Here is a 25,031-nt window from a genome sequence, read left to right as displayed (position 1 = left end):
GGCCTGCCCGTCCCGGTCTCGCTCATCGGGATGATCGCCCTGTTCGCGCCGTCTGTCCAGTTAGCGTCACGGAATCCGACACTGCGATTCGGGACGGACAATGACGGAGCTGACCTACGAGTCGACCCTGCGGGAACTCGTGACCGACCAGGGCGTGCTGCGCTACCACGAGGCCGGACAGGGCCCGCCGCTGCTGCTCCTGCACGGTTCGGGGCCCGGGGTAACCGGCTGGCGCAACTACCGCGGCAACCTGGCGGCGTTCGCCGAGCACTTCCGCTGCCTGGTGCTGGAGTTTCCCGGATTCGGGGTCAGCGACCCGACCGACCAGCACCCGATGATGGCCGCGAACGGCGCGGTGATCCGATTCCTGGACGGGCTCGGACTCCAGCAGGTCGACGTGATCGGCAACTCCATGGGCGGGATCGTGGGCACCCAGGTGGCGCTCGCCCACCCCGACCGGATCCGCCGCCTCGTGACCATCGGCGGCATGGGCCGCAACATCTTCAGCCCCTCGCCGGGCGAGGGCATCAAGCTCCTGATGGAGTTCACCGAAGAGCCCACCCGTGAGCGGCTCATCCAGTGGCTGCACTCCATGGTGTACGACCCGGCCCTCGTCACCGAGGAGCTGATCGAGGAGCGCTGGGCCCTCGCCACCGAGCCGGAGACGCTGGCCGCCGCGCGCCGCATGTACGGCAAGGCCGCCTTCGCCGCCGGCCAGAAGGCCGCCGCGAAGTCGGACGCCCCGCCGTACTGGGCGATGCTGCACAAGCTGAAGGCCAGGACGCTCATCACCTGGGGCCGCGACGACCGGGTCAGCCCCGTCGACATGGCGCTCCTGCCGATGCGTACGGTCCCCGACGTCGAGGTCCACATCTTCCCCAACTGCGGCCACTGGGTGATGATCGAGCAGAAAGCCGCCTGGGAGAGCGTCGTGCTGGCCTTCCTCACCCGGAAGGACGAGCGGTGACCACATGGGATGAGGAGTTCGACCTCGTCATCGTCGGCAGCGGCGGCGGAGGCATGGCCGCCGCGCTGACCGCGCACGACAGCGGGCTGTCGTGCGTGGTGGTCGAGAAGGGCGGCAAGTTCGGCGGGAGCACCGGCATCTCCGGCGGCGGGATCTGGATCCCCAACAACCCGACCCTGCGGGCCAGGGGGCACGACGACAGCCGCGAGTCGATCCGGCGCTACCTCGACCTGCTGACCGAGGGCCGCGTTCCGGCCGCCCGGCTCGACGCGTACGTCGACAACGGCCCGGCGGCGATGGAGCTGCTCGAGAAGAGCAGGTGGATGCGGTTCTTCTGGGTGAAGGGCTACGCCGACTACCACCCCGAGTACGAGGGCGGCCGGCCGCTCGGCCGCTCGATCGAGGCACTGCCGTTCGACACCCGCGAGCTGGGCGAGGACGAGAAGTATCAGCGGCCGAACAACATGAAGGGCCCGCTCGGCCTGTGGATCACCGCCAAGGACTACCACGACCTGGCCATGGTCAAGCGCACCTGGCGCGGCCGCTGGGCCTCGGTCGTCGCGGCCTGGCGGGTGTCGTCCAACGTGGTCCGCCGCCGGCACATGGCCACCGGCGGGCGCGCGCTCGTCGCCCGGCTGCGCATGGCGCTCAAGGACGCCGGGATCCCGCTGTGGCTGAAGACGCCGATGACCGACCTCGTCACCGACGAGAGTGGCGCGGTCACCGGCATCGTGGCGCGGCGTGAGGGCAGGACGGTCCGCGTCCGCGGCCGATACGGCGTGCTGCTGGCGACCGGCGGCTTCGACCACAACACGCAGCTGCGCGAGAGGTACCTGCCCGAGGGCGCCAGGCCCGACTTCGGCATGGGCGCCAGGGAGAACACCGGCGACGGCATCCTCGCCGGCGAGCGCGCCGGCGCCGCCCTCGACCTGATGGACGACGCCTGGTGGATGCCGGCCGTACGGCATCCGGCCGGGGCGACGATCCCGCTGGTGTCCGAGCGGTGCATCCCGCCGTCGGTCATCGTCTCGCGGGACGGCCGGCGGTTCACCAATGAGTCCGCGCCGTACGTGAACTTCGTGCACGACCAACTGGCCGGCGGCCACGTCCCGGCCTGGTTCGTGATGGACGCGAAGGCCCGGGCGCGCTATCCCTTCGCGCAGATCCTGCCGGGCATGCCGATCCCGCAGGAGTTCTACGACCAGGGCATCGCGTTCCGGGCGGACACCCTCGCCGGGCTGGCGGACAAGATCGGCGTCCCGGCGGGCGCGCTGACCGAGACCGTCCAGCGCTTCAACGGGTTCGCCCGGGTGGGCAAGGACGAGGACTTCGGCCGCGGCGACAGCGCCTACGACCGCTACTACGGCGACCCGACGCTGAGGAACCCCAATCTCGACGTGATCGACAAGGCGCCCTTCTACGCGTTCCGGCTCGAGGTCGGCGACCTCGGCACCAAGGGCGGTCTGGTGTGCGACGAGCACGGCCGGGTGCTGCGGGCCGGTGGCGCGCCCATCGAGGGCCTGTACGCGACCGGCAACACCTCGGCGTCGGTGATGGGCAACGAGTACGCCGGGCCGGGGGCCACGATCGGCCCGTCCATCGTCTTCGGCTACATCGCCGCGCGGCACGCCGCCCTGCGGGCACGCGCGACCGGCACGACCAGCACCGCCGGCACCACGAACACGGCATGACGGGGTGGGGGAGATGACGCAGGGGGGAGCGCTCAGGGTCCGGGTGGTCGAGGTGGTCAAGGAGACCGCCGACGCCCACTCGCTGGTCCTCGAGCCCGCGGAGGGGGACCCGTCCAAGTTCTCGTACAAGCCGGGGCAGTTCCTGACGATCCGGGTGCCGACCACCCGGCCGGAGGGCGCCGCGCGCTGCTACTCGCTGAGCAGCTCGCCGCTGTGCGACGACAAGCTCAAGGTGACGGTGAAGCGCACCCGGGGCGGCTACGGCTCGAACTGGATCTGCGACAACGTCACCGAGGGCGACGTGCTGGAGGTGCTGCGGCCGTCGGGGCTGTTCACCCCCGCGTCGCTGGACGAGGACCTGCTGCTGCTGGCGGGCGGCAGCGGTGTCACCCCGGTGATGTCGATCCTCAAGTCGTGCCTGCGCGCCGGGACCGGCTCGGTCGTGCTCGTCTACGCCAACCGGGACGAGAACTCCGTGATCTTCCGGGACGAGCTGGTCGCGCTGGCCGCCGAGCACGGCGAGCGGCTGACGGTGATCCACTGGCTGGAGTCCGTGCAGGGCCTGCCCACCGCGGCGGGCCTGGCCGCGCTGACCCGGCCGTACGCCGGGCGGGAGGCGTTCGTCTGCGGGCCCGGGCCGTTCATGGACCTGGCCGTCGACGTGCTGACCCGGCACGGCACGCGGCCCGAGCGCGTCCACGTGGAGAAGTTCGAGTCGCTGGCCACCGACCCGTTCGCGGAGACCGAGGTGGTGCTCGACGCGGCGGGTCCCGTCAGCACCGTCGAGGTCGAGCTCGACGGCGAGACGAGGACGCTGACCTGGCCGCGCGGCAACAAGCTGCTCGACGTGCTGCTCGAGGCCGGCCTCGACGCGCCCTACTCCTGCCGTGAGGGCTCGTGCAGCGCGTGCGCGTGCGTGCTGCTTGAGGGCGAGGTCGAGCTGGAGCACAACACGGTGCTCGACAGGCAGGACCTCGCCGACGGCCTGATCCTGGGCTGCCAGGCGATCCCGCTCAGCGACCGGCTCAAGGTCACCTACGACGCGTGACCTCGCGCGCAGCGGCTCCGCTCCCACTGCGCTCCCACTGCGCTCCCACTGCGCTCCCACTGAGCGGGAGACGGACGGGCGGGGCGGCGGGCATGACGCGACCCTTTGACCATCAGTAGGACACGAGGAGGACCCCGATGCTGGACGAGGCACTGCGGGCGGAGGCGGCCGGGCGGCTGCGGGCGGCCGAGCGGGACCGCTCGCCGATCGAGCCGCTGACCGACGCCTACCCGGGCATCGACGTGGTGGACGCCTACGAGATCCAGCTCGCCAACATCCGGCGGCGCCTGGCGGCCGGGTCCCGGGTGTACGGGCACAAGGTGGGCCTGTCCTCCCCGGTCATGCAGCGGATGATGGGCGTGGACGAGCCCGACTACGGCCACCTGCTCGACGACATGGTGCTGTCGCAGGACGAGCCGATCGAGGCCGCGCGCTACTGCTACCCCCGGGTCGAGGTCGAGATCGGGTACGTGCTCGGGGCGAGCCTGCCCGGCGAGGGCTGCACCGAGGAGGACGTGCTCGCCGCGACCGAGTACGTCGTGCCGAGCATCGAGCTGATCGACAGCCGCATCACGGACTGGCGGATCCGCCTGGCCGACACGATCGCGGACAACGCGTCCTCGGCCGGGGTGATCCTCGGCGACGCCCGGGTGAGCCCCAAGGGCATGGACCTGGCCGACATCGAGGCCGTGCTCCACGACGGGACCGGCGCGGAGGTCGCCCGGGGCAACACCAGCGCCGTGCTCGGGAACCCCACCACCGCCGTGGCCTGGCTGGCCAGGAAGGTCGCCTCGTTCGGGGTCAAGCTCGAGGCCGGGCACGTCGTCCTCCCCGGATCCTGCACCAGGGCCGTCGACGTGCGCCCCGGCGACGTCTTCCGCGCCGAGTTCGCCGGGCTCGGCTCCGTCACCGCTCGATTCGAATAAGAGGACCTCATGAGTAAGGCGACCGCCGCGATCGTCGGCTCGGGCAACATCGGGACCGACCTGATGTACAAGCTGCTGCGCTCGGCGCACATCGAGCCGCGCTGGATGATCGGCGTGGACCCCGACAGCCCGGGCCTCAAGCGGGCCGCCGACCATGGCCTGATCACCTCGGCCGACGGCGTGGACTGGCTCCTCGGCCGGGACGAGCGGCCCGACATCGTCTTCGAGGCGACCTCGGCGTACGTGCACAGGGAGAACGCGCCGAAGTACCGCGAGCTGGGCATCCAGGCCGTCGACCTGACGCCGGCCGCGATCGGCCCGGCGGTGGTGCCCGCCGTCAACCTCGGCGCCCACCTCGACGCCCCCAACGTCAGTCTGATCACCTGCGGCGGCCAGGCGACGATCCCGATCGTGCACGCGGTCTCGCGGGTCACCGAGGTGGCGTACGCGGAGATCGTGGCCAGTGTGGCCTCTCCGTCGGCCGGTCCCGGCACCCGCGCCAACATCGACGAGTTCACCAAGACGACCGCGCGCGGCATCGAGACGATCGGCGGCGCAAGGCGGGGCAAGGCCATCATCATCCTCAACCCGGCCGAGCCGCCGATGCTCATGCAGGACACGATCTTCTGCTCGATCCCCGTCGGCGCCGACCGGGACGCGATCGCGGCCTCGATCAAGGAGGTCGCCGCCGACGTCGCCTCCTACGTGCCCGGCTACCGGCTGCGGACCGAGCCCCAGTTCGACGACCCGACGGCGGTCAGCGGCGGGCTCGCCCGCGTCGCGGTGTTCGTCGAGGTCGAGGGCGCCGGCGACTTCCTGCCGCCCTACTCCGGCAACCTCGACATCATGACGGCCGCCGCCACCAAGGTCGGCGAGGGCTTCGCGCAGCGCATCCACTCGTAAGGAGACCGACCCATGCCCTACAGCGCCGACCTCGACATCAGGGTCACCGACTCGTGCCTGCGGGACGGCTCGCACGCCAAGCAGCATCAGTTCACCGTCGAGCACGTACGGTCCATCGTCGCCGCGCTGGACGACGCGGGCGTGCCGGTCATCGAGGTGACGCACGGCGACGGCCTCGGCGGCTCGTCGTTCAACTACGGGTTCAGCCACACGCCCGAGCAGGAGCTCATCAAGGCCGCGGTCGACACGGCCAGGCGCGCGAAGATCGCGTTCCTGATGCTGCCCGGCGTCGGCGTCAAGGACGACATCCGCGAGGCCGCCGACAACGGCGCGAGCATCTGCAGGATCGCCACCCACTGCACCGAGGCCGACGTCTCGATCCAGCACTTCGGGCTGGCCAGGGAGCTCGGCCTGGAGACGGTCGGCTTCCTGATGATGTCGCACAGCCAGTCGCCGGAGGTTCTGGCCAAGCAGGCCCGCATCATGGCCGACGCGGGCTGCCAGTGCGTCTACGTCGTCGACTCGGCCGGGGCGCTGATCATGGAGCAGACGGGCGACCGCATCGCCGCGCTCGTGGCCGAGCTGGGGGACGACGCCCAGGTCGGCTTCCACGGCCACGAGAACCTCGGGCTCGGGGTGGCCAACTCGATCCTCGCCGTACGGGCCGGGGCCAAGCAGATCGACGGCTCGGTGCGGCGGTTCGGCGCCGGCGCGGGCAACACGCCGCTGGAGGCCTTCGCCGCCGTCACCGACAAGCTCGGCATCCGCACCGGCATCGACACCCTCAAGATCATCGATGCCGCCGAGGACGTGGTCCGCCCGATCATGGACGGCGAGTGCCTGCTCGACCGGCTGACCCTGACCATGGGCTACGCCGGGGTCTACTCCAGCTTCCTCAAGCACGCCGACCGTCAGGCGAGGAAGTACGGCGTGTCCGGCGCCGAAATCCTCATGGAGGCCGGGCGCCGCAAGCTCATCGGCGGTCAGGAAGACCAGCTCATCGAAATCGCAGTCGCCCTCGCGGCGAAGAAGTGAGAACAGCCATGGCCAACCCGGTACTCGAAGCGATCACCCAGCGCGCCGAGGAGATCAGCGCCCTCGGCCCCTCCAACGAGACGCTGTGCCGGCTGGACGACCAGGCCGCCAAGGTGCTGCGCGAAGCGGGCGTCATCCGCATGCTCCAGCCGAAGATCCACGGCGGCTTCGAGTTCCACCCGCGCGACTACGCCGAGACGATCATGAAGCTGGCGAGCCTCGACGGCTCGACCGGCTGGGTCGCGGGCGTCGTGGGCGTGCACCCCTGGGAGATGGCCTTCGCCGACCCGCGGGTCCAGCAGGAGATCTGGGGCGAGAACCAGGACACCTGGATCGCCTCGCCGTACGCGCCGATGGGCATCGCCCGGCCGGTCGACGGCGGCTACGTCTTCAACGGCCGCTGGCAGTTCTCCTCCGGCACCGACCACTGCGACTGGATCTTCCTGGGCGGCATGCTCGGCGACGCCGAGGGCAAGATGGCCCAGCCGCCGGTCTCGCTGCACCTCATCCTGCCGCGGTCGGACTACGAGATCGTCGAGGACTCCTGGAACGTCGTCGGCCTGCGCGGCACCGGCAGCAAGGACATCATCGTCAAGGACGCGTTCGTCCCCGGCTACCGGGTGATCCCCTACAACAAGGTCGTGGACGGCAGCCAGGCCAAGGAGGCCGGGCTGACCAACCCGCTCTACCACATGCCGTTCTCCGCGGCGTTCCCGCTCGGGATCACCGCTGCGGTCGTCGGCATCGCCGAGGGCGCGCTCGCGCAGCACATGGCGTACCAGAGGAGCCGCGTGCAGATCACCGGCACCAGGATCAAGGACGACCCGTACGTCCTGTACGCGATCAGCGAGGCGGCGGCCGAGATCGCGGCGGCCCGCTCGGCGCTGCTCGACAACGCCTCGCGGATGTACGACATCGTGGCCTCCGGCCGCGAGGTGACCTTCGACGAGCGGGCCGTGGGCCGCCGCACCCAGGTCCAGGCGGCCTGGCGCGCGGTGCGGGCGATGGACGAGATCGTGGCCCGGTCGGGCGGCAACGCGATGCGCGTGGACAACCCGATCCAGCGCTTCTGGCGGGACGCCCACGTCGGGCTGGCCCACGCGATCCACGTGCCCGGCTCGGTCTTCCACGTCTCCGCCCTGACGCAGCTCGGCATCGAGCCGCCGCACGGCCCGATGCGCTCGATGATCTGAAGAGTGCCGGTTCCCGCCGGCGAGCGTGCCGGAGTCGAAGCCGTCAGGACTGGGCGAACATCTGGTCGTAGACGCCGGAGTGCCGGCGGCCGGCCATGAAGTCCAGGAACCGGCGGACGAACTCGCCACGGGTCAGCCGCTGGCCGGCGTCTCCGCCGCCCGGGTCCTGATCGAAGGCCGTCCGGAAGAGAGCCCGGCACTCCCGGGCGTCGATGACCTGGTCGTCGTCCGTGTCGGTGACGTCGAACAGGACCTCGGCGATCCTGATGAGGGCGGGGCCGGCCATGGCGGCCGCCGCCGCGGCGTACTCGCCGCCGGTGATGCGTCCGTCGCCGTCGGTGTCGAGCTCCTTCTGCAGCTCGCGCCACCAGTCGGCGAAGGCGGCGAACAGGCGATCCTCGTCCTGGGTGTCCAGGTCGAGACGGGTGGCGATCTCCCGGGCCATCGCGGCGAGGTCGGGCCAGCGGAGGTGGCCGTCGCCGGTCTGATCGAGGACCTCGGAGAAGAAGCGCGAGGCGGAGCGCACCGCCGAGTCGCCGGCGGCCGCCGTCTCCTGACCGGGCGTGATGAGGCGCAGGAGCGCCCCGGCTTTCGCCATGCCACGGCGTAGCCCCGCCAGCGCCTCGCCGCCCCGCTGCGGCGTGTAGCCCGGGTCGAGCATGGTCATGACCGTGTCGAGCCGTGTCCACGACTCCGGCAGCAGCCGCGTCGCGAGACTCGTGGACAGGCAGGCGGCGTGCATCAGCGTGCGCGTGCCGGGCACCTCGGCGAGGCCCAGTCGCGCGCGGAGCGACTCGGGCAGCGACGCCACGATGATCGCGCTGGCCGTGGGGCCGGCGATCGCCCTGCCCGCCGCCCACACGGCCGGCCGGTCGCGGAGCAGAGGGGGCGCGGGTACCTGCGCGAACAGGCGGTCGAGGATGACGTGGACCGCTTCGGTGTTCTCCAGCCGCTCCTCGACGACGGACGTGTAGTAGCGCCAGAACTCCCGCAATGTGGGCGGAAGCTTGCCGCCGTAGGGGTCCATCAGTGCGAGGAACGCCTGGAACTCGGCGTACAGCCGGTCCAGGGCGGGGCCGTCGAGGGACTCGCCGCCGAGCCGGCACATCGTGACGGTGGACTCGAACAGCGTCGCCACCACCCAGGCGCGAACCTCGGGATCCGCGGCGTTGAACGGACGGTTCTCGGCGTCGGTGCCGGTGATGCGGGCGTGCAGACGGTTGAGCCGGGCCGCCTCCCGCCGCCGTACTTCGCTGTCGGGGTCGACCATCCGCTGCGCGCTGAGCACGGTGTTGCGCAGGCGCCGCCACGGGTGCGCGACGAAGGTCGAGTTGGTGATCAGCGCGGCGCCGATCTGCGGGTGCGCGGCCTCCAGGACGATGGCCCGGGTCGCCACCAGCCCCCAGCGTGTCTGGTGGGTCAACCGGTGGAGCATCGATCCCGGGCCGAGCGGATCGGCGTCGGTTCCGGCGGGTGCGGCGTCGCTCATCGACATTCCTTTCCTGTCAGGGCCGGTGCCTGCACACCGCCGAACCGGCGGTCGCGCCGCCGGTAGGTCTCCAGGCATTCCCAGAAGTGCCCGGCGCGGAAGTCCGGCCACAGCACCCGGGGGAAGACCCATTCGGCGTAGGCCACCTGCCACAGCATGAAGTTGGAGATCCGCTGCTCTCCGGAGGTGCGGATGACCAGGTCCACCTCCGGCATGTCGGGGTGGGGCAGACGACGGGCGAAACTCTCCTCGGTGACCTGCTCGGGCGGCACCCCGTCGCGGATCAGCGACCGGGCGGCCTCGACGATGTCGCGGCGACCGCCGTGGTCGAACGCCACCGTCAGCGTCATCCGCCGGTTGTCGCGGGTCAGCGTCGTCAGGTCGGCGATGTCCCGGGCCAGCGCGGGCGGGATCCGCGGATCGGTGACACCGAGGAACCGGCAGCGGATTCCGCGTGTGTGCAGGGACAGGGCGTGTTTGCGGAGGGCGCGGCGAACCAGCCGAAGCAGGTCGTCGACCTCGGCGGCCGGACGTCGCCAGTTCTCCGTGGAGAAGGCGTACAGGCTCAGCCACCCGACGCCGGCCGTGTGGGCCGCCTCGATGACATCGATCACGGCGGTCTCCGCCGCCCGATGCCCCTCGATGCGGGGCAGCGACCGCTGCGCGGCCCACCGGCCGTTCCCGTCCATGACGCACGCCACGTGATGAGGCACGCCTCTCACATCGCCCGCCTCGGGGAGGAGTACATGGTCACTTCCGTCGTTCGCCGCCGTCCCCGGCCCTGGTTCGGGGAGGGGAGGAGAGTGATCTCTCCGGTGACGGACTCTTTCACGCTGCGAGATTTCATGACTACTTACCGTTAGTAGTCATGATCCTTACCCTGGGTGCCGGGCGAGGGGATTCGGGCGCCGCCCCTGTGAGTGGGTCCGGGTTGTCGCAGGTAAAGACATGTTTTGTCCCGTTTACACCATTCTGGTGGTGTGTGTACCTTTAGGGCACACGGTTTGGGGTACCGACCGGCCTCCGGTGCCGTATCCCTTGCCGTGTCGTTGCCCGGTCCGCGCGGTGCCATGACCGTGCGGCCGCCGAATCCGCGATCTGCGGAGCCGGGGACCCACTTCTCTCCGGGGTGAATCGGGAGCAGCCCCCAGATGCGCCCGTAGGGCACTTCCTGCCCGAACCCGTCAGCTAACCCGGTAGGCGGCATGGAAGCAAGGAGTCAACCCCGACATGTCCACCCACCGCCCCTCCCTCGGTCGCCGGCCCTCCGGCCGGCGCCTGCGCTCCGCCCTCGCGGCGGCGACCCTCGCGGTTTCGGCCGCCACGGCCGGCGTCACGGCGGCCGTCGTCCTGCCCGCTCCGGCCTACGCCAACCCGCACACGTACGGCCAGGACGTCTCCGGCTACGAGGCCGACCACGACTGGATGAACAGCCGTGCGCAGTTCGGCTTCATCAAGGCGACCGAGGGCACGTCCTGGGTCGACTCGTCCTTCCCCCGGCACTGGCGTGAGCTGGACAAGAAGGGCATCGTCCGCGGCGTCTACCACTACGGTCATCCCAAGAACGACCCCATCGCCGAGGCCGACCACTTCCTCGACGAGGTGAGCTCGCAGCCGGGCAAGCCCGGCGACATCCTGGTGCTCGACCTGGAGACCAGCGACGGCCAGTCGGTCGAGCACGTCAACGAGTGGGCCAAGGCCTGGCTGGAGTACGTGACGGCCAAGACCGGGACCAAGCCGATGTTCTACAGCGGCTGGAACTTCGCCGACAAGTACGGCCGCGGCCTCGGCGACTACCCGCTCTGGGTGGCCCACTACAGCAAGGCTCCGGGCGACATCACGCCGCCCGCCGACTGGAAGGCCTGGGCGATCCATCAGTACACCGACTCGCCCATCGACCAGAACGTCTCCGCGCTGACGCCCGCCCAGCTGCGCGCGCTCGGCCGCCAGTAGCCGCACGGCCCCCGGGGCGGGCGTCCCGCCCCGGGGGCCGTGCCGGCCTCAGACCACCGCGCCGGAGCCGTCGCGCCGCGCGGGCTTGACCCGCGGTGCGGCGGGAGCCGGCGGCGGCTGACCGGAGCGCCGCTCCAGCGCGATCGCCACCGGCCCGGCCACGAACGACGACGACAGCGTGCCCACGACGATGCCGATCAGCAGGGCGACGGCGAAGTCCCGCAGCGAGTCGCCGCCGAACACCGCCAGCGCCGCCAGGATGAACAGCGCCCCGAGTCCGGTGTTGACCGTGCGCGGCGCGGTCTGCAGGATCGCGGCGTTCACCACGCGGCCGAACGGCTCGCCGCGCCGCACCGGCCACAGCTCGCGCACCCGGTCGAACAGCACGACCTTGTCGTTGACCGAGTAACCGATGATCGTGAGCATCGCGGCCAGGAACACCCCGTCGATCGGCTTGCCCAGCCAGGCGAACGTGCCGACGACGACGGCCGCGTCCACGAACAGCGCCGCCACGGCCGCCGTGCCGAACGTCCACCGGAACCGGAACGCCAGGTAGGCGAGCTGCGCGGCGAGCGCGACGGCGAGCGCGATGATCGCGTTGCGGCGCAGCTCCTCGCCCAGGCTCGGCCCGATGAGCTCGTCGCGCTGCTTGGTGACCTCGCCCACGCTCCGGTCCAGCGCCTCCTCCACGCGGACCACGTCGTCGGCGCTGATCTGCCCGGTGCGCACCGAGATCGCGTCGTCCGACCGCTGCACGACGGCCGAGGGGAACCCGGCGTCCGCCACCGCCTGCCTGGCCGCCGCGACGTCGACGGGCCTGCTCGTGCCGAACTCCACGATCCGGCCGCCGGTGAACTCGACGCCGTAGTTCAGGCCGCGGGTGACCAGCCCCGCCCCCGCGAGCACGAGCAGCCCGGCCGCGACGGCGAGCCACAGCCGCCTGCCCCGCATCAGATCCGGGTCGCGCCGGGTCAGCCAGGTCCTGACCCGGCCGATCGAGCCGATGCCGGCCGCCCGCGGGCCGATCCTGCTGATCAGCGCGGTGGCGAGCACCCGGGTGATCAGCATGGCCGAGACCAGCGAGGCCAGCACGCCGATGGCCAGCGTCACGCCGAAGCCCTTCACCGGCCCCGAGGCCAGCCAGAACAGCAGCCCGGCGGCGAGCAGGGTGGTGATGTTGGAGTCGGCGATCGCGCTCCAGGCGTTCTTGAACCCTCGTTCGAGGGCCGCCTTGAGGCCCCGGCGGGGCGCCTCGCCGTACTCCTCCCTGGCCCGTTCGAAGACCAGCACGTTGGCGTCCACCGCCATGCCGATCGCCAGGACGAACCCGGCCAGGCCGGGCAGTGTGAGCGTGGCCCCCATGGCGACGAGCCCGGCGTACGAGATCAGGCCGTAGCAGGCGAGCGCGACCGCGGCCAGCACGCCCACCACCCGGTAGACGATGCCGATGAACAGCGCGGTCAGGATCACTCCGACGATGCCGGCCTTGGCGCTCGCCGCGATGGCGTCGGCGCCGAGGGTCGGGCCGACCGTGCGCTGCTCGACCATTTCCAGCGGCACCGGGAGCGAGCCGCCCTTGACCAGCACCGCGAGGTTCTGCGCCTCCTGGGCGGTGAACGACCCGGTGATCTGCGTGGTGCCGCCGCTGATCCCCGCCTCGCAGGCGATCGACTCGTCCACCTGCGGCGAGGAGATGATCTCGTTGTCGAGGACGATGGCGACGCGGCGCTTGTGGTCGCCGGGAGGCGCGCAGGCCGCCGTCCCGGTCAGCTCCCGCCAGGGTCCGGGCTCCTTGAAGTCGATCGTGACGAACCAGCCGGGCCCCAGCTGGGGGTCGGTGCGCGCGGCGGCGTCGGTGACGCCGGCCCCGCTGAGCGCGACCGGTCCGAGCTTCAGCTTCTGGCCGCTCTCGTCGGCGATCGCGTCCTTGTCGCCGGCCTCCGCGGGACCGAGCACCGGATGGAAGTTGAGCTGGGCGGTCTTGCCGATGACCGCGGCGGCCTCGCGCGGGTCGAGCACGCCGGGCAGTTCGACGATGATCCGCTTCTCGCCGGAGCGGACCAGCGTGGGATCGACGACTCCGAGGGCGTCCGCCCGGCGCCGGAGCACGTCGAGGGCACGGTCGGTGGCGTCGGCGTCGGCCTTGACCGTGGGAGAGTCCTTCGTCTCGAAGACGAGCTGGGTGCCGCCGCGCAGGTCGAGGCCGAGGCGCGGGGCCATGGTGAGGGCGAGCAGCAATGAGGTCGCGATGACGGCGAGCGCCGCCACCGCACGCCACATGGGCGCACGGGACATGAAGCCTCCACAGGCGTACGAGTGGGAAAGGTCTCAGTACGCGGTGGAGGGAGGAGCGCGGGCCGGAGCCGCCCGGCGCGGGCACTGGGCGGGCGGGCCGTCGTGGTGCGGTCCGGCCCGGGTGACCCGGGTGCCGCCGCGCGGCGCCGCGGGGTTGGGCAGCACGACCGGCCCGCCGGACAGGCCTGGGCCGCCCGCGCCCGACTGGACGCGGGGCGGGTCGCCCTGGGCCGGCCGCGTCGCGTGGGCCGGGGCGCAGATCCGCGTGTCCGTGAGCCGTGCGCCGTCACGCGCCGGGGCCTGGCGGAGGGCCCCCTGGCGCACGCCGCTCGCCGTGGCCGCCACACGACTCATGGTGTGGGGGCCCGCGACGTGGAGACCGGCGGCGCGATGCGGCGTCTCCCACGCGGACGCGGACGCGGGCACGCCGCCGGCGGTCAGGACGATCGCGTGCAGCAGGAGCAGCAGCGCGGCGGTCAGCCTGCGTCGCACGATCGTTGCCTCCCTTCCGCGTTCGCCCGGTCCTCCGGCCACCGTAGCGAGTTCCGCGCGCATATGCCGCATGCCGTCCGGGCGGTAACGGGAAACGCACCCGTGCGGAGGGGGCCGTCCCGCCGGAAACGGGTACACCGAACGGATGGCGGAAACCGGGCAGGCACCGAGCGGGAGAAACGGGCGGCGGGAAACGCGGATGACCGTTTCGCGAAGGTGGGTTATGGTCGGTCTCATGGCGACCTCACGACGTGACACGTGCGGGTCCACCGCCTTCACGTTGGTGGTGGGCCTGCTGATGCTCGCCCTCGCGCTGGTCGCCTCCACCCCCGCCTGGTACGGCGGGGATCCCGCTCAGCGTACCCCGCAGGCCGCGGCCGAGGTGTGGACACCGGGGGCGTGGACGCCGCAGTCGGCGACCCTGCCCGCGGGCCCCGCCGGTCCCGAGCACCTGCCGTTCCCGTTCCGGTCGCGCGTCGCCGTGGCCGTGGCTCCCGTCTCCGCACCGGTGCCCGCCCGGAGCCACGAGGACATTGTCCTCAGCCCGCAACAGACCGGGCACCGCACCGCCGGCTCGCGCAGCCCACCACAGGTCAGGTGACACGAGCTCGCTCGGAGCGCGCCGGAACCGCGGCACCGTCCCGGTCCTCGTCGTCGCGCGCCTGACCCGTACCCGGCGACACCCGCCCGGCAGGTCAGGCGACCGGCGACGCGACCTGTGACGCGTGCCGGCTTTCGCGCATCCGCACCCCGCCGTGCCGCCGTGGCCGCCCGGCGCGCGACTGCGCGTCGTGCCCCCGGCGGTCGTCGCGGCGCACCCTCCCGAGCAGAGCCTCCTGACCGCCGTCCCGCGGGCCTGCCCGCGTACTCGTCTCGCGCACCGGCGACCGGTGCGCCGAAGGCGCGCTCGCGCGCCGACATCGTCCTTCACCTGGAGTGATGCCGCTTATGGCAGAGATCAGGTCGCCGCGCCTCCTCTTCGAGGAGTGCCGGCGGTACACCGCGCAGCTGTCCGAACTGCGCATGCTGCTCGAGGAGCGGCTCCACGCGGCCCGGGCCGAGCTGGCCCGGGTGCGCGATCCGTACGACACGCGCGTACGGCAGGCACGGCACGACGTCGCCGCGATCGAGGCGGCGCTGGAGCGGATGGATCGGGGCCTCTACGGCACCTGCACCCGATGCGAGGCGTTCCTGCCGCTCGACCGGCTCCGGCTCGCGCCGCACGTGCAGCAGTGCGCGGCCTGCGCGGGAGAGGCCCGGATGTCGGCATGACGGTCATGACCGGCATGACCGGTGTCAACGGGAGGAGAGGCGGGGGAGCGGCCCTCGCCATCGACCTCGGGACCGCGCGGACCCGGCTGCTGCTGTCCGGCAGCACGGCGATCAAGGAGCGGCCTTCGGCGTGCGGCGATCCGGGGGCGCGCCGGTGGCCGGTGCGGCACGGCATGGTCGCCGACATGCCCGGCTGCGCGCGGCTGGTGCGCACGGCGCTGCGGGACGCCGTGACCGAGCGGCACCCGCCCCTCGAACGCGTCCTGCTCGGCGTGCCCGTCGCGGCCTCGCGGCTGGACCGGCGAGCCGCGTACGCGGCGGTCAGCAGCGCCGCCGGCTGCCGGGTGACGATCGTCGAGGAGCCGCTGGCCGCGGCGGTCGGCTGCGGCGTGGACATCGCCGACCCGAGGCCGCGGCTCCTGCTCGACGCCGGGGCGGGGATCGCCGAGGCCGTCGTCATCCGGGCCGGCGAGATCGCCGACGCGGGTGCCGTACAGGTCGCCGTCGGCGGCCCGGCGGAGGGCGCCGGCTGCCCGCCGTTCGCGCGGGAACGCGTCGTGGCGATGGTCGCCGACCTGATCGCGCGCGTTCCCGCCGCCCTGCGGGCCATCGCCAGGCAGCAGGGCCTGCTGATCACGGGCGGCGGCGCCCTCGACCCGGAGCTGGCCCGCAAGCTCTGCGCGGAGCTGCGGATCACCGTCAGCCCCGCGGCCGATCCCGCCAACGCGACCGTGAGAGGGCTGGCCTTCCTGCTGGCCACGGTCGAGCACCGCACTCCCGGCATTTCTGCCATCGGACGAGAGGACGTCGACGATGACCACCAGTGACGAGTTCACCGCCATCAGCAGGCCGCAGATGCAGGCCATGCGCGCCGACCTGGAGGAGCAGCTCCAGTGGCGTGAGGTGCAGCTGCGCGATCTGCGGGCCGCCGTCGACGGCGGCAACGACGGCGCGGCCAGGCTCGCCCTGCTCGCCGACGTCGCCGCCACCGAGCGGGCGACCGCCGAGCTGCGCAAGGCGCTGGAGCGGATCGAGGAGGGCAGCTACGGCCAGTGCGCCGACTGCGCCGCGGCCATCCCGTTCGGCCGGCTGAAGATCCGGCCCATGGCCCGCTACTGCATCACCTGCCAGCGGCGCCACGAGGCGCGCTGACGCAGGCGGGCCCGCTCCGCCCCCGCACGCCGGGGGCGGAGCGGCCCCGGCGTGCGGGTCAGGAGGCGTCGAGGTCGGGCGCCCACACGACGCCGTTGATGTGCGCGCCGCCGTCCACGAACAGCGTGTTCCCGGTCAGATAGCGCGCGTCCTCACCGCACAGGAACAGCACGACGGGCGCGATGTCCTGCTCGGGGTCGCCCATCCGGCCCATCGGGTTGGACCGGCCGGCCGCCGCCTCCAGCTCGGGGTTCCCGGCCATCCTGCGGGTGAAGGCGGCGCTCTTCGCGCCCGGGCAGACCGCGTTCACCACCACGCCGGTCGGCGCCCACTCCCGGGCCGCCGTACGGGTGAGGGCGCGCAGCGCCTCCTTGGCCGAGTTGTACTCCAGCGTGCCCATGTGGGCGTTGACGCCATTGAGCGAGCACATGTTGACCACGCGACCCCAGCCCTGGCGCTTCATGTGCGGAAACGCGGCCCGCATCGCCCAGAACGGGCCGTAGTAGCCCATCGCGAAGCCCCGGACGAGCTGTTCGTCGCTCTTGTTCTCCACCCGGCCGAGCGGCCCGGCGCTGCCCCAGGCGTTGTTGACCAGGATGTCGACGCGGTCCCACGCCTCGGCGGCGGCCTCGACCATCGCCTCGACCTGGGCCCGGTCGGTGACGTCGGTGCGGAGAAACCTGGCGTCCGCCCCGAACTCGCCGGCCAGCTCCCGCGCGGTCCGCGCGCCGGTCTCCTCGTCGATCTCCGCCACCAGCACCCGGGCGCCCTCGGCGGCGAACCGCCGCGCCACGCCCCTGCCGATCCCGTCGCCGGCCCCCGTGATGATCGCCGTACGCCCGGCCAGCCGCCCGTCGCCCATGCGCCCGCCTTCCACGTGCCCACCTTCCTTTCGGCCGCCATGGTCGGCCGTACGGGCGGGCCGGCGCGGCGGGGACTCTCACTGAGCGGGAGGGCCGGGGCGGCCGGACGTGGGGTCTGTCACGGTGGGGATCGACGATCGGCTCCCCCCGACCGGCAGATTGGATTGAGCACAAGTGACGCAGATCCGAGGACTCGGCTACCTCAAGGTGCAGACGCGTGACATCGGGCGCTGGCGCGACCTCCTCATCGACGGACTCGGCTTCGCCGAGGGGTCCGGGCCGGACCCGGACGGGCTGTACCTGCGCATGGACGAGCGCCGTGCGCGGCTCGCCGTGCTGCCCGGCGACACCGACCGGGTGCTCGCGGTCGGCTGGGAGGTGCGCGACCAGTTCGCGCTCGCCGCCGTCGGCCGCGCGGTCGAGGCGTCCGGCACACCGGTCAAGGTGCTGTCCGACGAGGAGTCCGCCGAGCGCGACGCCGAGGCGGTCATCGCCTTCACCGACCCCGCGGGCGTGCCCGTCGAGGTCTTCTTCGGGCCCGTGCTCGACCACAGCCCGGTCGTGACCGGTCTGGGCCAGCGCTTCGTGACCGGCGCGCAGGGGATGGGCCACGTCGTGGTGCCCACCACCGCGATGGACGAGACGGTCTCCTTCTACACCGAGGTGCTCGGCTTCCTGCCCCGTGGCGCCATCAAGATGGGCGGCGGGAAGCCGCCGTACCGCCGGGTGCGCTTCATGGGCGTCAACCAGCGCCACCACAGCCTCGCGATCTGCCCCGCCGGGTACGCCGGCGACCCCGGCCTGGTGCACCTGATGGTCGAGGTGGACAGCCTCGACGCGGTGGGCATGGCGCTCGACCGGGTGCGCAGGGCGGGCTTCTCGATCTCCTCCACCCTCGGCCGGCACACCAACGACAAGATGGTGTCCTTCTACGTCCGCGCCCCCGGAGGCTGGGACATCGAGTACGGCACCGAGGGAATGCGCGTCGACGAGACGTACTACACGGCCGAGGAGATCACCGCCGACAGCTACTGGGGCCATGACTGGTCCGGGTCCGAGCCGCTGGCCACCTTCGTCCCCAAGAAGTGAGCCGGGCATGACCCCCCTGCCCTCGGTCGACCCCGTGCCGGCGGCCTCCGTGGCGGCGTTCGACCACGAGTGCGACGTGCTCGTCGTCGGCTTCGGCTGCGCCGGGGCGGCCGCCGCGTACGAGGCCGCGACGGCGGGCGCGGACGTGCTCGTGCTGGAGCGGGCGGGCGGCCCCGGCGGCTCGTCCGCCATGTCCGGCGGCGAGCTGTACCTCGGCGGCGGCACGGCCGTCCAGCGGGCCTGCGGGTTCGAGGACGACCCGGACAACATGTTCGCCTACCTCGCGGCGGCGCTCGGCCCGCACGCCGACGAGGAGAAACTGCGGCTGTACTGCGACGGCAGCGTCGAGCACTTCGAGTGGTTCCGGGCCAGGGGCGTGCCGTTCAACGAGTCGTTCTACGACGCGCCGAGCTGGATGCCGCCGACGAGCGACGGCCTCATGTGGCTGGGGGAGAACGCCTGGCCGTACACCACCCTCGCGCGGCCGGTGCCGCGCGGCCACCGCCCGGCCGTCGAGAGCTGGGGCGGGCGGCTGCTCATGGAGAAGCTGATCGGGGCGGCGCGGGCGGCCGGAGCCGCATGTCACACCGACACCCGCGCCACCAATCTCGTCCTCGACGCGGACGGCCGCGTCGCCGGGGTCGTGGCCCGCCGGTACGGCGAGCGGGTGACCTACCGCGCCCGCAGGGGAGTGGTGCTCACCACCGGCGGGTTCGTCGACAACGAGGAGATGCTCGCCGACCACGCCCCGGTGCTGATCGGGCACGGCAAGGTCAGCGACGGCCTGGACGACGGCGGCGGCATCCGCATGGCCACCGCCGTCGGCGCGGCCACCCGCCGCATGGGCGAGGTCGAGATCGCGATGACGGCGCTGCCCGCGATGCTGGTGCGCGGCATGCTCGTCAACGGTCTCGGCCGCCGCTTCGTCAACGAGGACGTCTATCCCGGCCTGTTCAGCGTCGCCGCCGTACGGCACCAGCCGGGGCCGTACTGGGCGATCATCGACGAGGAGGGCTACGAGGACATCCCGGCGCGGGACCTGTGGGGCGTGCGCCCGGTCTTCGTGGCCGAGACCCTCGCGGAGCTGGAGGAGTCGCTCGGCATGCCGCCCGGTGCGCTGGAGGACACCGTCGCGGTGTACAACAGGCACGCCGAGCATGGTGAGGACCCCTACTTCCACAAGGACCCGAAGTGGCTGCGCCCGTTGAAGGGGCCGTTCGCCGCCGCCGACCCGCGCCTGGGGTTCGGCATGGGCGATCGCGACAGCGCGGGCAGGGGAACCGGAGCCGCGGGCTTCACGCTCGGCGGCCTGCGGACGACCGTGGACGGCGAGGTGCTGAACCAGTCCGGACGGCCCATCCCGGGCCTCTACGCGGCGGGCCGCGCCTCCTCGGGCATGCACGGCGAGGGTTACATCAGCGGCACGTCACTTGGTGACGGCACCTTCTTCGGCCGCCGCGCCGGCCGCGCAGTCGCCAGGGAGGCGTGATGAACCGGTTCGACGGTAAGAACGTGCTGCTCACCGGGGCGGCGTCGGGCATCGGCAGGGCGGCGGCCGTACGGCTGCTGAAGGAGGGCGCCACGGTGTTCGCCGTGGACCGGGACGAGGACGGGCTCGCGGAGACCGGCAAGCTCGCGGGCGGGACCGATCGCTTCATCCCCTGGCAGGCGGACCTGGCGGACGAGCCGGCGGTGGAGTCGGCCGCGGCCGCGGCCGTCGCCCGCCTCGGCCGGGTGGACGTGCTGGCCAACGTCGCCGGCGTGCTGCGGGTGACCCCGATGGAGTCGCTGCGGCTCGACGACTACCGGCAGATCTTCGCGATCAACGTGTTCGCCCCGGTCGTGTTCTGCCGGGAGGTGCTGCCGCACGTTCCGGACGGCACGGGCGTGGTGGTGAACGTCACCTCGACGGCGGCGACGAAGGCGCATCCCTGGATGACCGGCTACGCGGCGTCCAAGGGCGCGCTGCTGTCGTTCTCGATCAGCCTCGCCGCCGAGCTGGCGCCGCGCCGCATCCGCGTCGTCCCGATCTCGCCCGGCGGCGTCGCCACGCCGCTGACCGCCAACCGGGAGACGTTCGCCGGCATCGACACCTCCTGGTACGCGCGCACCTATCCCCTCTGGGGGAGGCCGGGCCGCCCGGAGGACATCGCCGGGACCATCGCGTACGCTGCCTCGGCGGACGGCGCCTACCTCAACGGGGTGGAGGTCCGCGTGGACGGCGGCTCGCACAGCTGACCGTCGTCCCGGCCCCGGTCACGTCCGGTCGTACCAGGCGACGGTGGCGCCGTTGCCGAAGGAGCGGCTGCGGGCTGGGGTGAACAGGGTGGGGCGGAAGGTTCCGGTGAACGCGGAGATCCCGTCGCCGGCCACGACCGGGTAGCTCCTGACGATCAGTTCGTCGATCTCCGGGAGCAGCGCGCCCGCGAGCTGTCCGCCGCCGCAGAGCCAGATGTCGCCGCCCTCCTCCTTCCTCAGCCGCTGCACGAGGCCGATCGGGTCACCGGGCACCAGCTCCACCCGCGGGTCGGCGATCTCGGGGATCGAGGCCAGGGCGGTGGACGCCCAGGCGCGGGTGCCGGGCGGAACGGCCTCCAACTACTTCGCCAACAGCGACGAGATGCTCACGCAGGCAGGGGCGCACATCTACGAGAGGCTGGAGCCGGACGCCGAAACCGTCGCGAGGAGCCTGGAGGGGCCGCGGGACCGGGCCAGGGTCGCCGAGCTGATGCACGAGCTGGTCGACCGGATCAGCACCTACCGCACGGGTTATCTCGCGCTGCTGGAGCTGCGCCTGGAGGCGACCCGCAGGCCGGGCCTGCGGGCCGTGCTCACCGAGCGGATCAGGGAGGACGTCGACGCCAACGTCCGCCACCACCTCGACTCCGGCCTGCCCGGCGACGCCACGGCGGTGGAGCTGCTCTACCTGGCCATGAACTGGCTCATCGTGGAGCGGCTCACGCTGCCCGACGTGTTCACCGAGGCGCGGCTGCACGACCTCGTCGAGCACGCGGTGGAGCGCCTGGTGCCGGACACGAAGGGCGGCGAGGGCGGCCCGCCGCCGGGAGGGGCCCCGGCGGCGGGCCGAGCGGCCGCGTGCCCGTCAGCTCGCCGCCACCGGGTCCGGCGCCGCCGGCCGTGTCCCGGAGAGTTGAGCCCCGGAGAGTTGAGCCCCGGAGAGTTGAGCACGGTACAGCCGGGCGTAGGCGCCGCCCGCCGCCAGCAGTTCGTCGTGCGTGCCCTGCTCCACGATCCGCCCCTCGTCCAGCACGAGGATCAGGTCGGCGTTCCTGATGGTCGACAGCCGGTGGGCGATGACGAATCCCGTGCGCCCGGCCCGCAGCGAGGTCATGGCCCGTTGCACGAGCGCCTCGGTGCGGGTGTCGAGCGCGCTGGTGGCCTCGTCGAGCACCAGGATCGGGGGATCGGCCAGGAACGCGCGGGCGATCGTGACGAGCTGCCGCTCGCCCGCGCTGAGGCTCTCGCCGTCGTCGTCGACCACCGTGTCGTACCCGTCGGGCAGCGTGCGCACGAGGTGGTCGACGCCGGTGGCCCTGGCCACCTCGACGATTCGCTCGCGCGGCACGTCGCCGGCGCCGTACGCGATGTTGTCGGCGATCGTGCCGTGGCGCAGCCAGGTGTCCTGCAGCACCATGCCGATCCTGGCGCGCAGCTCCTGTCTGGACACCCGGGCGATGTCCACCCCGTCGACGGTGATCCGCCCGCCCGTGACGTCGTAGAAGCGCATGAGCAGGTTGATCAGCGTGGTCTTGCCCGCGCCGGTCGGGCCGACGATCGCGACGGTCTGCCCCGGCTCCGCGACGAGGGACAGGTCCTCGATGAGGGGACGATCCGGCGCGTACCGGAACGAGACGTTCTCGAACGTCACTCGCCCGGTGGCCGTGGCCGGAAGGCGGACGGGGTCGGCGACGGGCTCCTCCTCGTCCTCGTCGAGCAGCTCGAAGATCCGCCCGGCCGAGGCGAGCACCGACTGCAGAAGGGTGGACATCGACGTGACCTGGTTCACCGGCTGCCCGAACTGCAGGCAGTACTGGATGAACGCCTGCACGTCGCCGACCGACAGCGCGCCGGCCGCCACCCGCAGGCCGCCGATCACCGCGACGAGCACGTAGTTGAGGTTCATGACGAGCGACATCGACGGGCCGATCAGGCTGGACAGCAGCTGCGCCCGGAATCCCGCGCGGAACACCGCGTCGTTGTGCTCGCCGAACTCCCGTACGGCCTCGCGCCGCCGGCCGAAGACCCTGACCAGGGCGTGCCCGGTGTAGGTCTCCTCGATGTGGGCGCCCAGCCTGCCCGTGGCGGCGAACTGCTCGGCGAACCTCGGCTGCGCCCGCCTGCCGACCACCCTGGCCGCCACGACGGACAGCGGCACCATGACGACCGAGACCAGGGCGAGCAGCGGCGAGGTCCACACCATCATCACCAGCACGCCGACGAGTGTGAGCAGCGCGGTGACCGCCACGCCGAGCACCTGCTGCATCGTCTGTCCGATGTTGTCGACGTCGTTGGTGGCGCGTGAGAGCACGTCGCCCCGCTGCCGTCCGTCGAAGTAGGCCAGCGGCAGCCGCGCGAGCTTGGCCTGGGTCCGCTCCCGCAGCCGGAAGACCAGCCGCTGCGCGATGGTCGCGGTCGTCCGCTGCTGGACGAAGGAGAGACCGAACGCGGCCAGGTAGCAGGTGAGGGCGCCCAGCAGGACCCGGCCGGTCGCGGCGAAGTCCACCCGGCGGTGCCCGGACACGGCGGACAGCACCAGGTCGGTGGCCGCGCCGAGCAGCCGGGGGACCGCCACGGTCAGGGCCACGGCCGCTGCCGCGCAGGCCAGGGCGGCCACGGCGAGCGGGAGTTCCGGCCGGGCCGTCTCCAGCAGACGCCGTACGGCGCCTCGCTTCCGGGCTGTCATGCGGCCACCTCCTGGCCTGTCTGGGAGAACACGATCTCGCGGTAGGCGGGGCACGAGGCCAGCAGCTCCTCGTGGGTTCCGGACCCGGCGACGCGGCCCTCGTCGAGCACCACCAGCCGGTCGGCGTGCCGGGTCGAGGAGATCCGCTGGGCGACCAGGACGACGGCGACGTCGCGGGTCTCCCGCGCCAGCGCGTCGGCGAGCGCCCGCTCGGTGATCGGGTCGAGCGCGGAGAACGGGTCGTCGAGCAGCAGGACCCGGGGCCGGGCGACCAGGGCCCGCGCCACCGTCAAACGCTGCCGCTGGCCGCCGGACAGCGACGCGCCCCCCTGCCCGAGCGGCGTCTCCAGGCCCTCCGGCAGCGCCTCGACGAAGTCGCGCGCCTGCGCGACCTCCAGCGCGTGCCACAGCTCGGCGTCGGTCGCCTCGGGCCTGCCGTATTTGAGGTTGGCGACGATGGTCCCGGAGAACAGGTACGGCCGCTGCGGCACCAGGCCGACGACGCCGGCCGGTTCCTCCGGGGGCAGCGACGAGAGGTCCGTCCCGTCCAGGAGCACCTGCCCGCCGGTCGGGCCGAGCAGCCGGGCCACGAGGTTCAGCAGGGTCGTCTTGCCCGCGCCGGTGGAGCCGACGACCGCGACGGTCTCGCCGGGGCGGACGAGGAGGTTCACGCCCCGCAGCACCGGATCTTCGGCCCCCGGATAGCGCATGTGCGCGTCGCGGACCTCCACCTCGCCCTGCCAAATCCGGCCCCGCCGGGTCCGATCGGTGCCGGCCGGGGACGCGTCCGGTTCCGTCCCGGTCTGCAGCACCTCGCGCACCCGCAGGGCGGAGACCCGGGCGCGCGGCGCGGCCAGGACGGTGAAGGTCGCGAGCAGGGCCGATCCCAGGATCACGGCCAGGTAGTTGAGGAACGCCACCAGCGAGCCCACCTGGGTGACGCCGTCGTCGACGAGGTGCCCGCCGAACCAGACCACCGCCACGCCGCACAGGTTGCCGATCAGCATCCCGGCGGGATACATCACGGCCGCCAGCCGTGCGGCGCGTACGGCGAAGCCCGTCAGCGCGCCGTTGGCCTCGGCGAACCTCGCGCGTTCGCGGTCCTCGGCGGCGAAGGCCCGGACGACCCGGACCCCGGCGATCTGCTCGCGCACCAGCCGGTTGACCTGGTCGACGCCGCGCTGCGCCGCCTGTGACAGCGGGGTGAGCCGGCGCAGGATCGCCCACAGGACGGCAGACAGCGCGGGCAGCGCGACCAGCAGCAGGGTGGACAGGCGCAGGTCCTGCCGCAGCGCCATGACCACCCCGCCGAGGAAGATCATGGGCGTGGCGGCCAGGCCGGTCAGTCCCATGAAGACCAGCGTCTGCACCTGCTGCACGTCGCCGACGGTGCGGGTGATCAGGGACGGCACGCCGAACCGGCCCATCTCCCGGGAGGAGAACGACTGGACCTTCGCGTAGACGGCCGCGCGGAGGTCCTGGCCGACGGCGGCGGCGGTCCTGGCGGCGAGGGCGCCCACCACGGCCGAGCACAGGACCTGTGCCAGCGTCCCGGCCGCCATGAGGCCGCCCAGGCGCAGGATCAGCCCGGTGTCGCCACGCAGCACGCCGTCGTCGATGAGCGTGGCGTTGATCGTGGGCAGCAGGAGGGCGGCGAGCGCCTGCGCGATCTGGAGCACGCCGATCAGGGCGACGGCGCCGCGACGGGGCCGCAGAACGGAGCGGAGCAGAGAGCCCAT

General features: G+C 72.6%; 23 protein-coding genes, 1 pseudogene and 1 riboswitch. Of the genes and pseudogenes, 16 read left to right on the top strand and 8 right to left on the bottom strand.

Annotated elements, in window-relative coordinates; all coding sequences use genetic code 11:
• The first annotated feature begins 100 nt into the window (after positions 1-100).
• The 7 genes from HHX30_RS32765 to HHX30_RS32735 all read left to right on the top strand — a co-directional run bounded on the left by HHX30_RS32765 (position 101) and on the right by HHX30_RS32735 (position 7,763).
• Positions 101-967, top strand: coding sequence for an alpha/beta fold hydrolase (locus tag HHX30_RS32765; RefSeq protein ID WP_169986941.1), 867 nt, complete (start codon positions 101-103; stop codon positions 965-967).
• On the top strand, positions 964-2,658 hold the full coding sequence (locus HHX30_RS32760) for an FAD-binding protein (protein ID WP_169986939.1): 1,695 nt from the start codon (positions 964-966) through the stop codon (positions 2,656-2,658). The genes HHX30_RS32765 and HHX30_RS32760 overlap by 4 nt, the downstream gene beginning before the upstream one ends.
• A 13-nt stretch (positions 2,659-2,671) precedes the next feature.
• A complete protein-coding gene (locus HHX30_RS32755; RefSeq protein ID WP_169986937.1) occupies positions 2,672-3,706 on the top strand; it encodes a ferredoxin--NADP reductase in 1,035 nt (344 codons plus the stop codon).
• 137 nt (positions 3,707-3,843) lie between these two features.
• Complete coding sequence (locus HHX30_RS32750; RefSeq protein ID WP_169986935.1) at positions 3,844-4,632, top strand: 2-keto-4-pentenoate hydratase; 789 nt, start codon at positions 3,844-3,846, stop codon at positions 4,630-4,632.
• Between the two features lie 9 nt (positions 4,633-4,641).
• Positions 4,642-5,535 carry an acetaldehyde dehydrogenase (acetylating) gene (locus HHX30_RS32745; protein WP_169986933.1) on the top strand — a complete coding sequence of 298 codons (894 nt, stop codon included), beginning with the start codon at positions 4,642-4,644 and terminating at the stop codon, positions 5,533-5,535.
• Between the two features lie 12 nt (positions 5,536-5,547).
• Entirely contained in the window at positions 5,548-6,570 is a 1,023-nt protein-coding gene (dmpG, locus tag HHX30_RS32740; RefSeq protein WP_169986931.1) for a 4-hydroxy-2-oxovalerate aldolase, read from the top strand.
• 8 nt (positions 6,571-6,578) lie between these two features.
• Positions 6,579-7,763 carry an acyl-CoA dehydrogenase family protein gene (locus tag HHX30_RS32735; RefSeq protein ID WP_169986929.1) on the top strand — a complete coding sequence of 395 codons (1,185 nt, stop codon included), beginning with the start codon at positions 6,579-6,581 and terminating at the stop codon, positions 7,761-7,763.
• 43 nt (positions 7,764-7,806) lie between these two features.
• On the opposite strand, the gene HHX30_RS32730 is transcribed toward HHX30_RS32735, so the two are convergent.
• A complete protein-coding gene (locus HHX30_RS32730; RefSeq protein WP_169986927.1) occupies positions 7,807-9,252 on the bottom strand; it encodes an oxygenase MpaB family protein in 1,446 nt (481 codons plus the stop codon).
• Positions 9,249-9,965, bottom strand: a complete 717-nt coding sequence (uppS, locus tag HHX30_RS32725; protein ID WP_311922962.1) for a polyprenyl diphosphate synthase — start codon at positions 9,963-9,965, stop codon at positions 9,249-9,251. Before uppS ends, HHX30_RS32730 begins: the two co-directional genes overlap by 4 nt.
• A 360-nt stretch (positions 9,966-10,325) precedes the next feature.
• Positions 10,326-10,470: riboswitch (cyclic di-AMP (ydaO/yuaA leader) on the top strand.
• A 12-nt stretch (positions 10,471-10,482) separates the two neighbouring features.
• On the opposite strand from uppS, the gene HHX30_RS32720 reads away from it, so the two are divergent.
• Positions 10,483-11,205 carry a glycoside hydrolase family 25 protein gene (locus HHX30_RS32720; RefSeq protein WP_169986923.1) on the top strand — a complete coding sequence of 241 codons (723 nt, stop codon included), beginning with the start codon at positions 10,483-10,485 and terminating at the stop codon, positions 11,203-11,205.
• Positions 11,206-11,253: 48 nt separating this feature from the next.
• Here HHX30_RS32720 and secD read toward each other — a convergent pair whose 3' ends face one another.
• Both secD and HHX30_RS32710 read right to left on the bottom strand, forming a co-directional pair.
• On the bottom strand, positions 11,254-13,500 hold the full coding sequence (secD, locus tag HHX30_RS32715; RefSeq protein WP_169986921.1) for a protein translocase subunit SecD: 2,247 nt from the start codon (positions 13,498-13,500) through the stop codon (positions 11,254-11,256).
• A 33-nt stretch (positions 13,501-13,533) separates the two neighbouring features.
• A complete protein-coding gene (locus HHX30_RS32710) occupies positions 13,534-13,992 on the bottom strand; it encodes a hypothetical protein (protein WP_169986919.1) in 459 nt (152 codons plus the stop codon).
• Between the two features lie 235 nt (positions 13,993-14,227).
• Between HHX30_RS32710 and HHX30_RS32705 the strand changes: the two genes are divergently transcribed.
• From HHX30_RS32705 to HHX30_RS32690, 4 genes are all read left to right on the top strand, one after another.
• On the top strand, positions 14,228-14,593 hold the full coding sequence (locus HHX30_RS32705) for a hypothetical protein (protein ID WP_169986917.1): 366 nt from the start codon (positions 14,228-14,230) through the stop codon (positions 14,591-14,593).
• A 347-nt stretch (positions 14,594-14,940) separates the two neighbouring features.
• Positions 14,941-15,264 (top strand): TraR/DksA C4-type zinc finger protein, encoded by a 324-nt coding sequence (locus HHX30_RS32700; protein WP_169986915.1) that lies wholly within the window; start codon positions 14,941-14,943, stop codon positions 15,262-15,264.
• On the top strand, positions 15,261-16,091 hold the full coding sequence (locus tag HHX30_RS32695) for a rod shape-determining protein (RefSeq protein ID WP_169986913.1): 831 nt from the start codon (positions 15,261-15,263) through the stop codon (positions 16,089-16,091). The genes HHX30_RS32700 and HHX30_RS32695 overlap by 4 nt, the downstream gene beginning before the upstream one ends.
• The gene (locus tag HHX30_RS32690; RefSeq protein ID WP_169986911.1) at positions 16,078-16,416 is read left to right on the top strand and encodes a TraR/DksA family transcriptional regulator; all 339 of its coding nucleotides are present in this window, start codon (positions 16,078-16,080) and stop codon (positions 16,414-16,416) included. The genes HHX30_RS32695 and HHX30_RS32690 overlap by 14 nt, the downstream gene beginning before the upstream one ends.
• Positions 16,417-16,474: 58 nt before the next feature.
• Here the strand turns inward: HHX30_RS32690 and HHX30_RS32685 are convergent, their stop codons facing one another.
• Positions 16,475-17,293: an SDR family NAD(P)-dependent oxidoreductase gene (locus tag HHX30_RS32685; protein WP_211592924.1), complete on the bottom strand. Its 819-nt coding sequence runs from the start codon at positions 17,291-17,293 to the stop codon at positions 16,475-16,477.
• 160 nt (positions 17,294-17,453) lie between these two features.
• Between HHX30_RS32685 and HHX30_RS43525 the strand changes: the two genes are divergently transcribed.
• The 3 genes from HHX30_RS43525 to HHX30_RS32670 are packed head-to-tail and all read left to right on the top strand — an operon-like array spanning position 17,454 to position 20,606.
• Positions 17,454-18,368, top strand: coding sequence for a VOC family protein (locus HHX30_RS43525; protein ID WP_169986909.1), 915 nt, complete (start codon positions 17,454-17,456; stop codon positions 18,366-18,368).
• 7 nt (positions 18,369-18,375) lie between these two features.
• Positions 18,376-19,857, top strand: a complete 1,482-nt coding sequence (locus HHX30_RS32675) for an FAD-dependent oxidoreductase (protein WP_169986907.1) — start codon at positions 18,376-18,378, stop codon at positions 19,855-19,857.
• Complete coding sequence (locus HHX30_RS32670) at positions 19,857-20,606, top strand: SDR family NAD(P)-dependent oxidoreductase (protein ID WP_169986905.1); 750 nt, start codon at positions 19,857-19,859, stop codon at positions 20,604-20,606. The genes HHX30_RS32675 and HHX30_RS32670 overlap by 1 nt, the downstream gene beginning before the upstream one ends.
• An 18-nt stretch (positions 20,607-20,624) precedes the next feature.
• Here HHX30_RS32670 and HHX30_RS32665 read toward each other — a convergent pair whose 3' ends face one another.
• Entirely contained in the window at positions 20,625-20,966 is a 342-nt protein-coding gene (locus tag HHX30_RS32665) for a dihydrofolate reductase family protein (protein WP_249350696.1), read from the bottom strand.
• A 22-nt stretch (positions 20,967-20,988) separates the two neighbouring features.
• Between HHX30_RS32665 and HHX30_RS42950 the strand changes: the two are divergent.
• A pseudogene (locus tag HHX30_RS42950) lies at positions 20,989-21,387 on the top strand (TetR/AcrR family transcriptional regulator); the annotation flags it as partial.
• An 84-nt stretch (positions 21,388-21,471) separates the two neighbouring features.
• On the opposite strand, the gene HHX30_RS32655 reads toward HHX30_RS42950, so the two are convergent.
• Positions 21,472-23,292: an ABC transporter ATP-binding protein gene (locus HHX30_RS32655; protein ID WP_169986903.1), complete on the bottom strand. Its 1,821-nt coding sequence runs from the start codon at positions 23,290-23,292 to the stop codon at positions 21,472-21,474.
• The gene (locus HHX30_RS32650) at positions 23,289-25,031 is read right to left on the bottom strand and encodes an ABC transporter ATP-binding protein (RefSeq protein WP_169986901.1); all 1,743 of its coding nucleotides are present in this window, start codon (positions 25,029-25,031) and stop codon (positions 23,289-23,291) included. The genes HHX30_RS32655 and HHX30_RS32650 overlap by 4 nt, the downstream gene beginning before the upstream one ends.

This window comes from Microbispora sp. H10836 (genome assembly GCF_012999525.1).
In the GTDB taxonomy this organism is placed as follows: Bacteria; Actinomycetota; Actinomycetes; order Streptosporangiales; family Streptosporangiaceae; genus Microbispora.
Note: the sequence above shows the minus strand (reverse complement) of the source record. Positions and strands in the feature narration are given on the sequence as shown.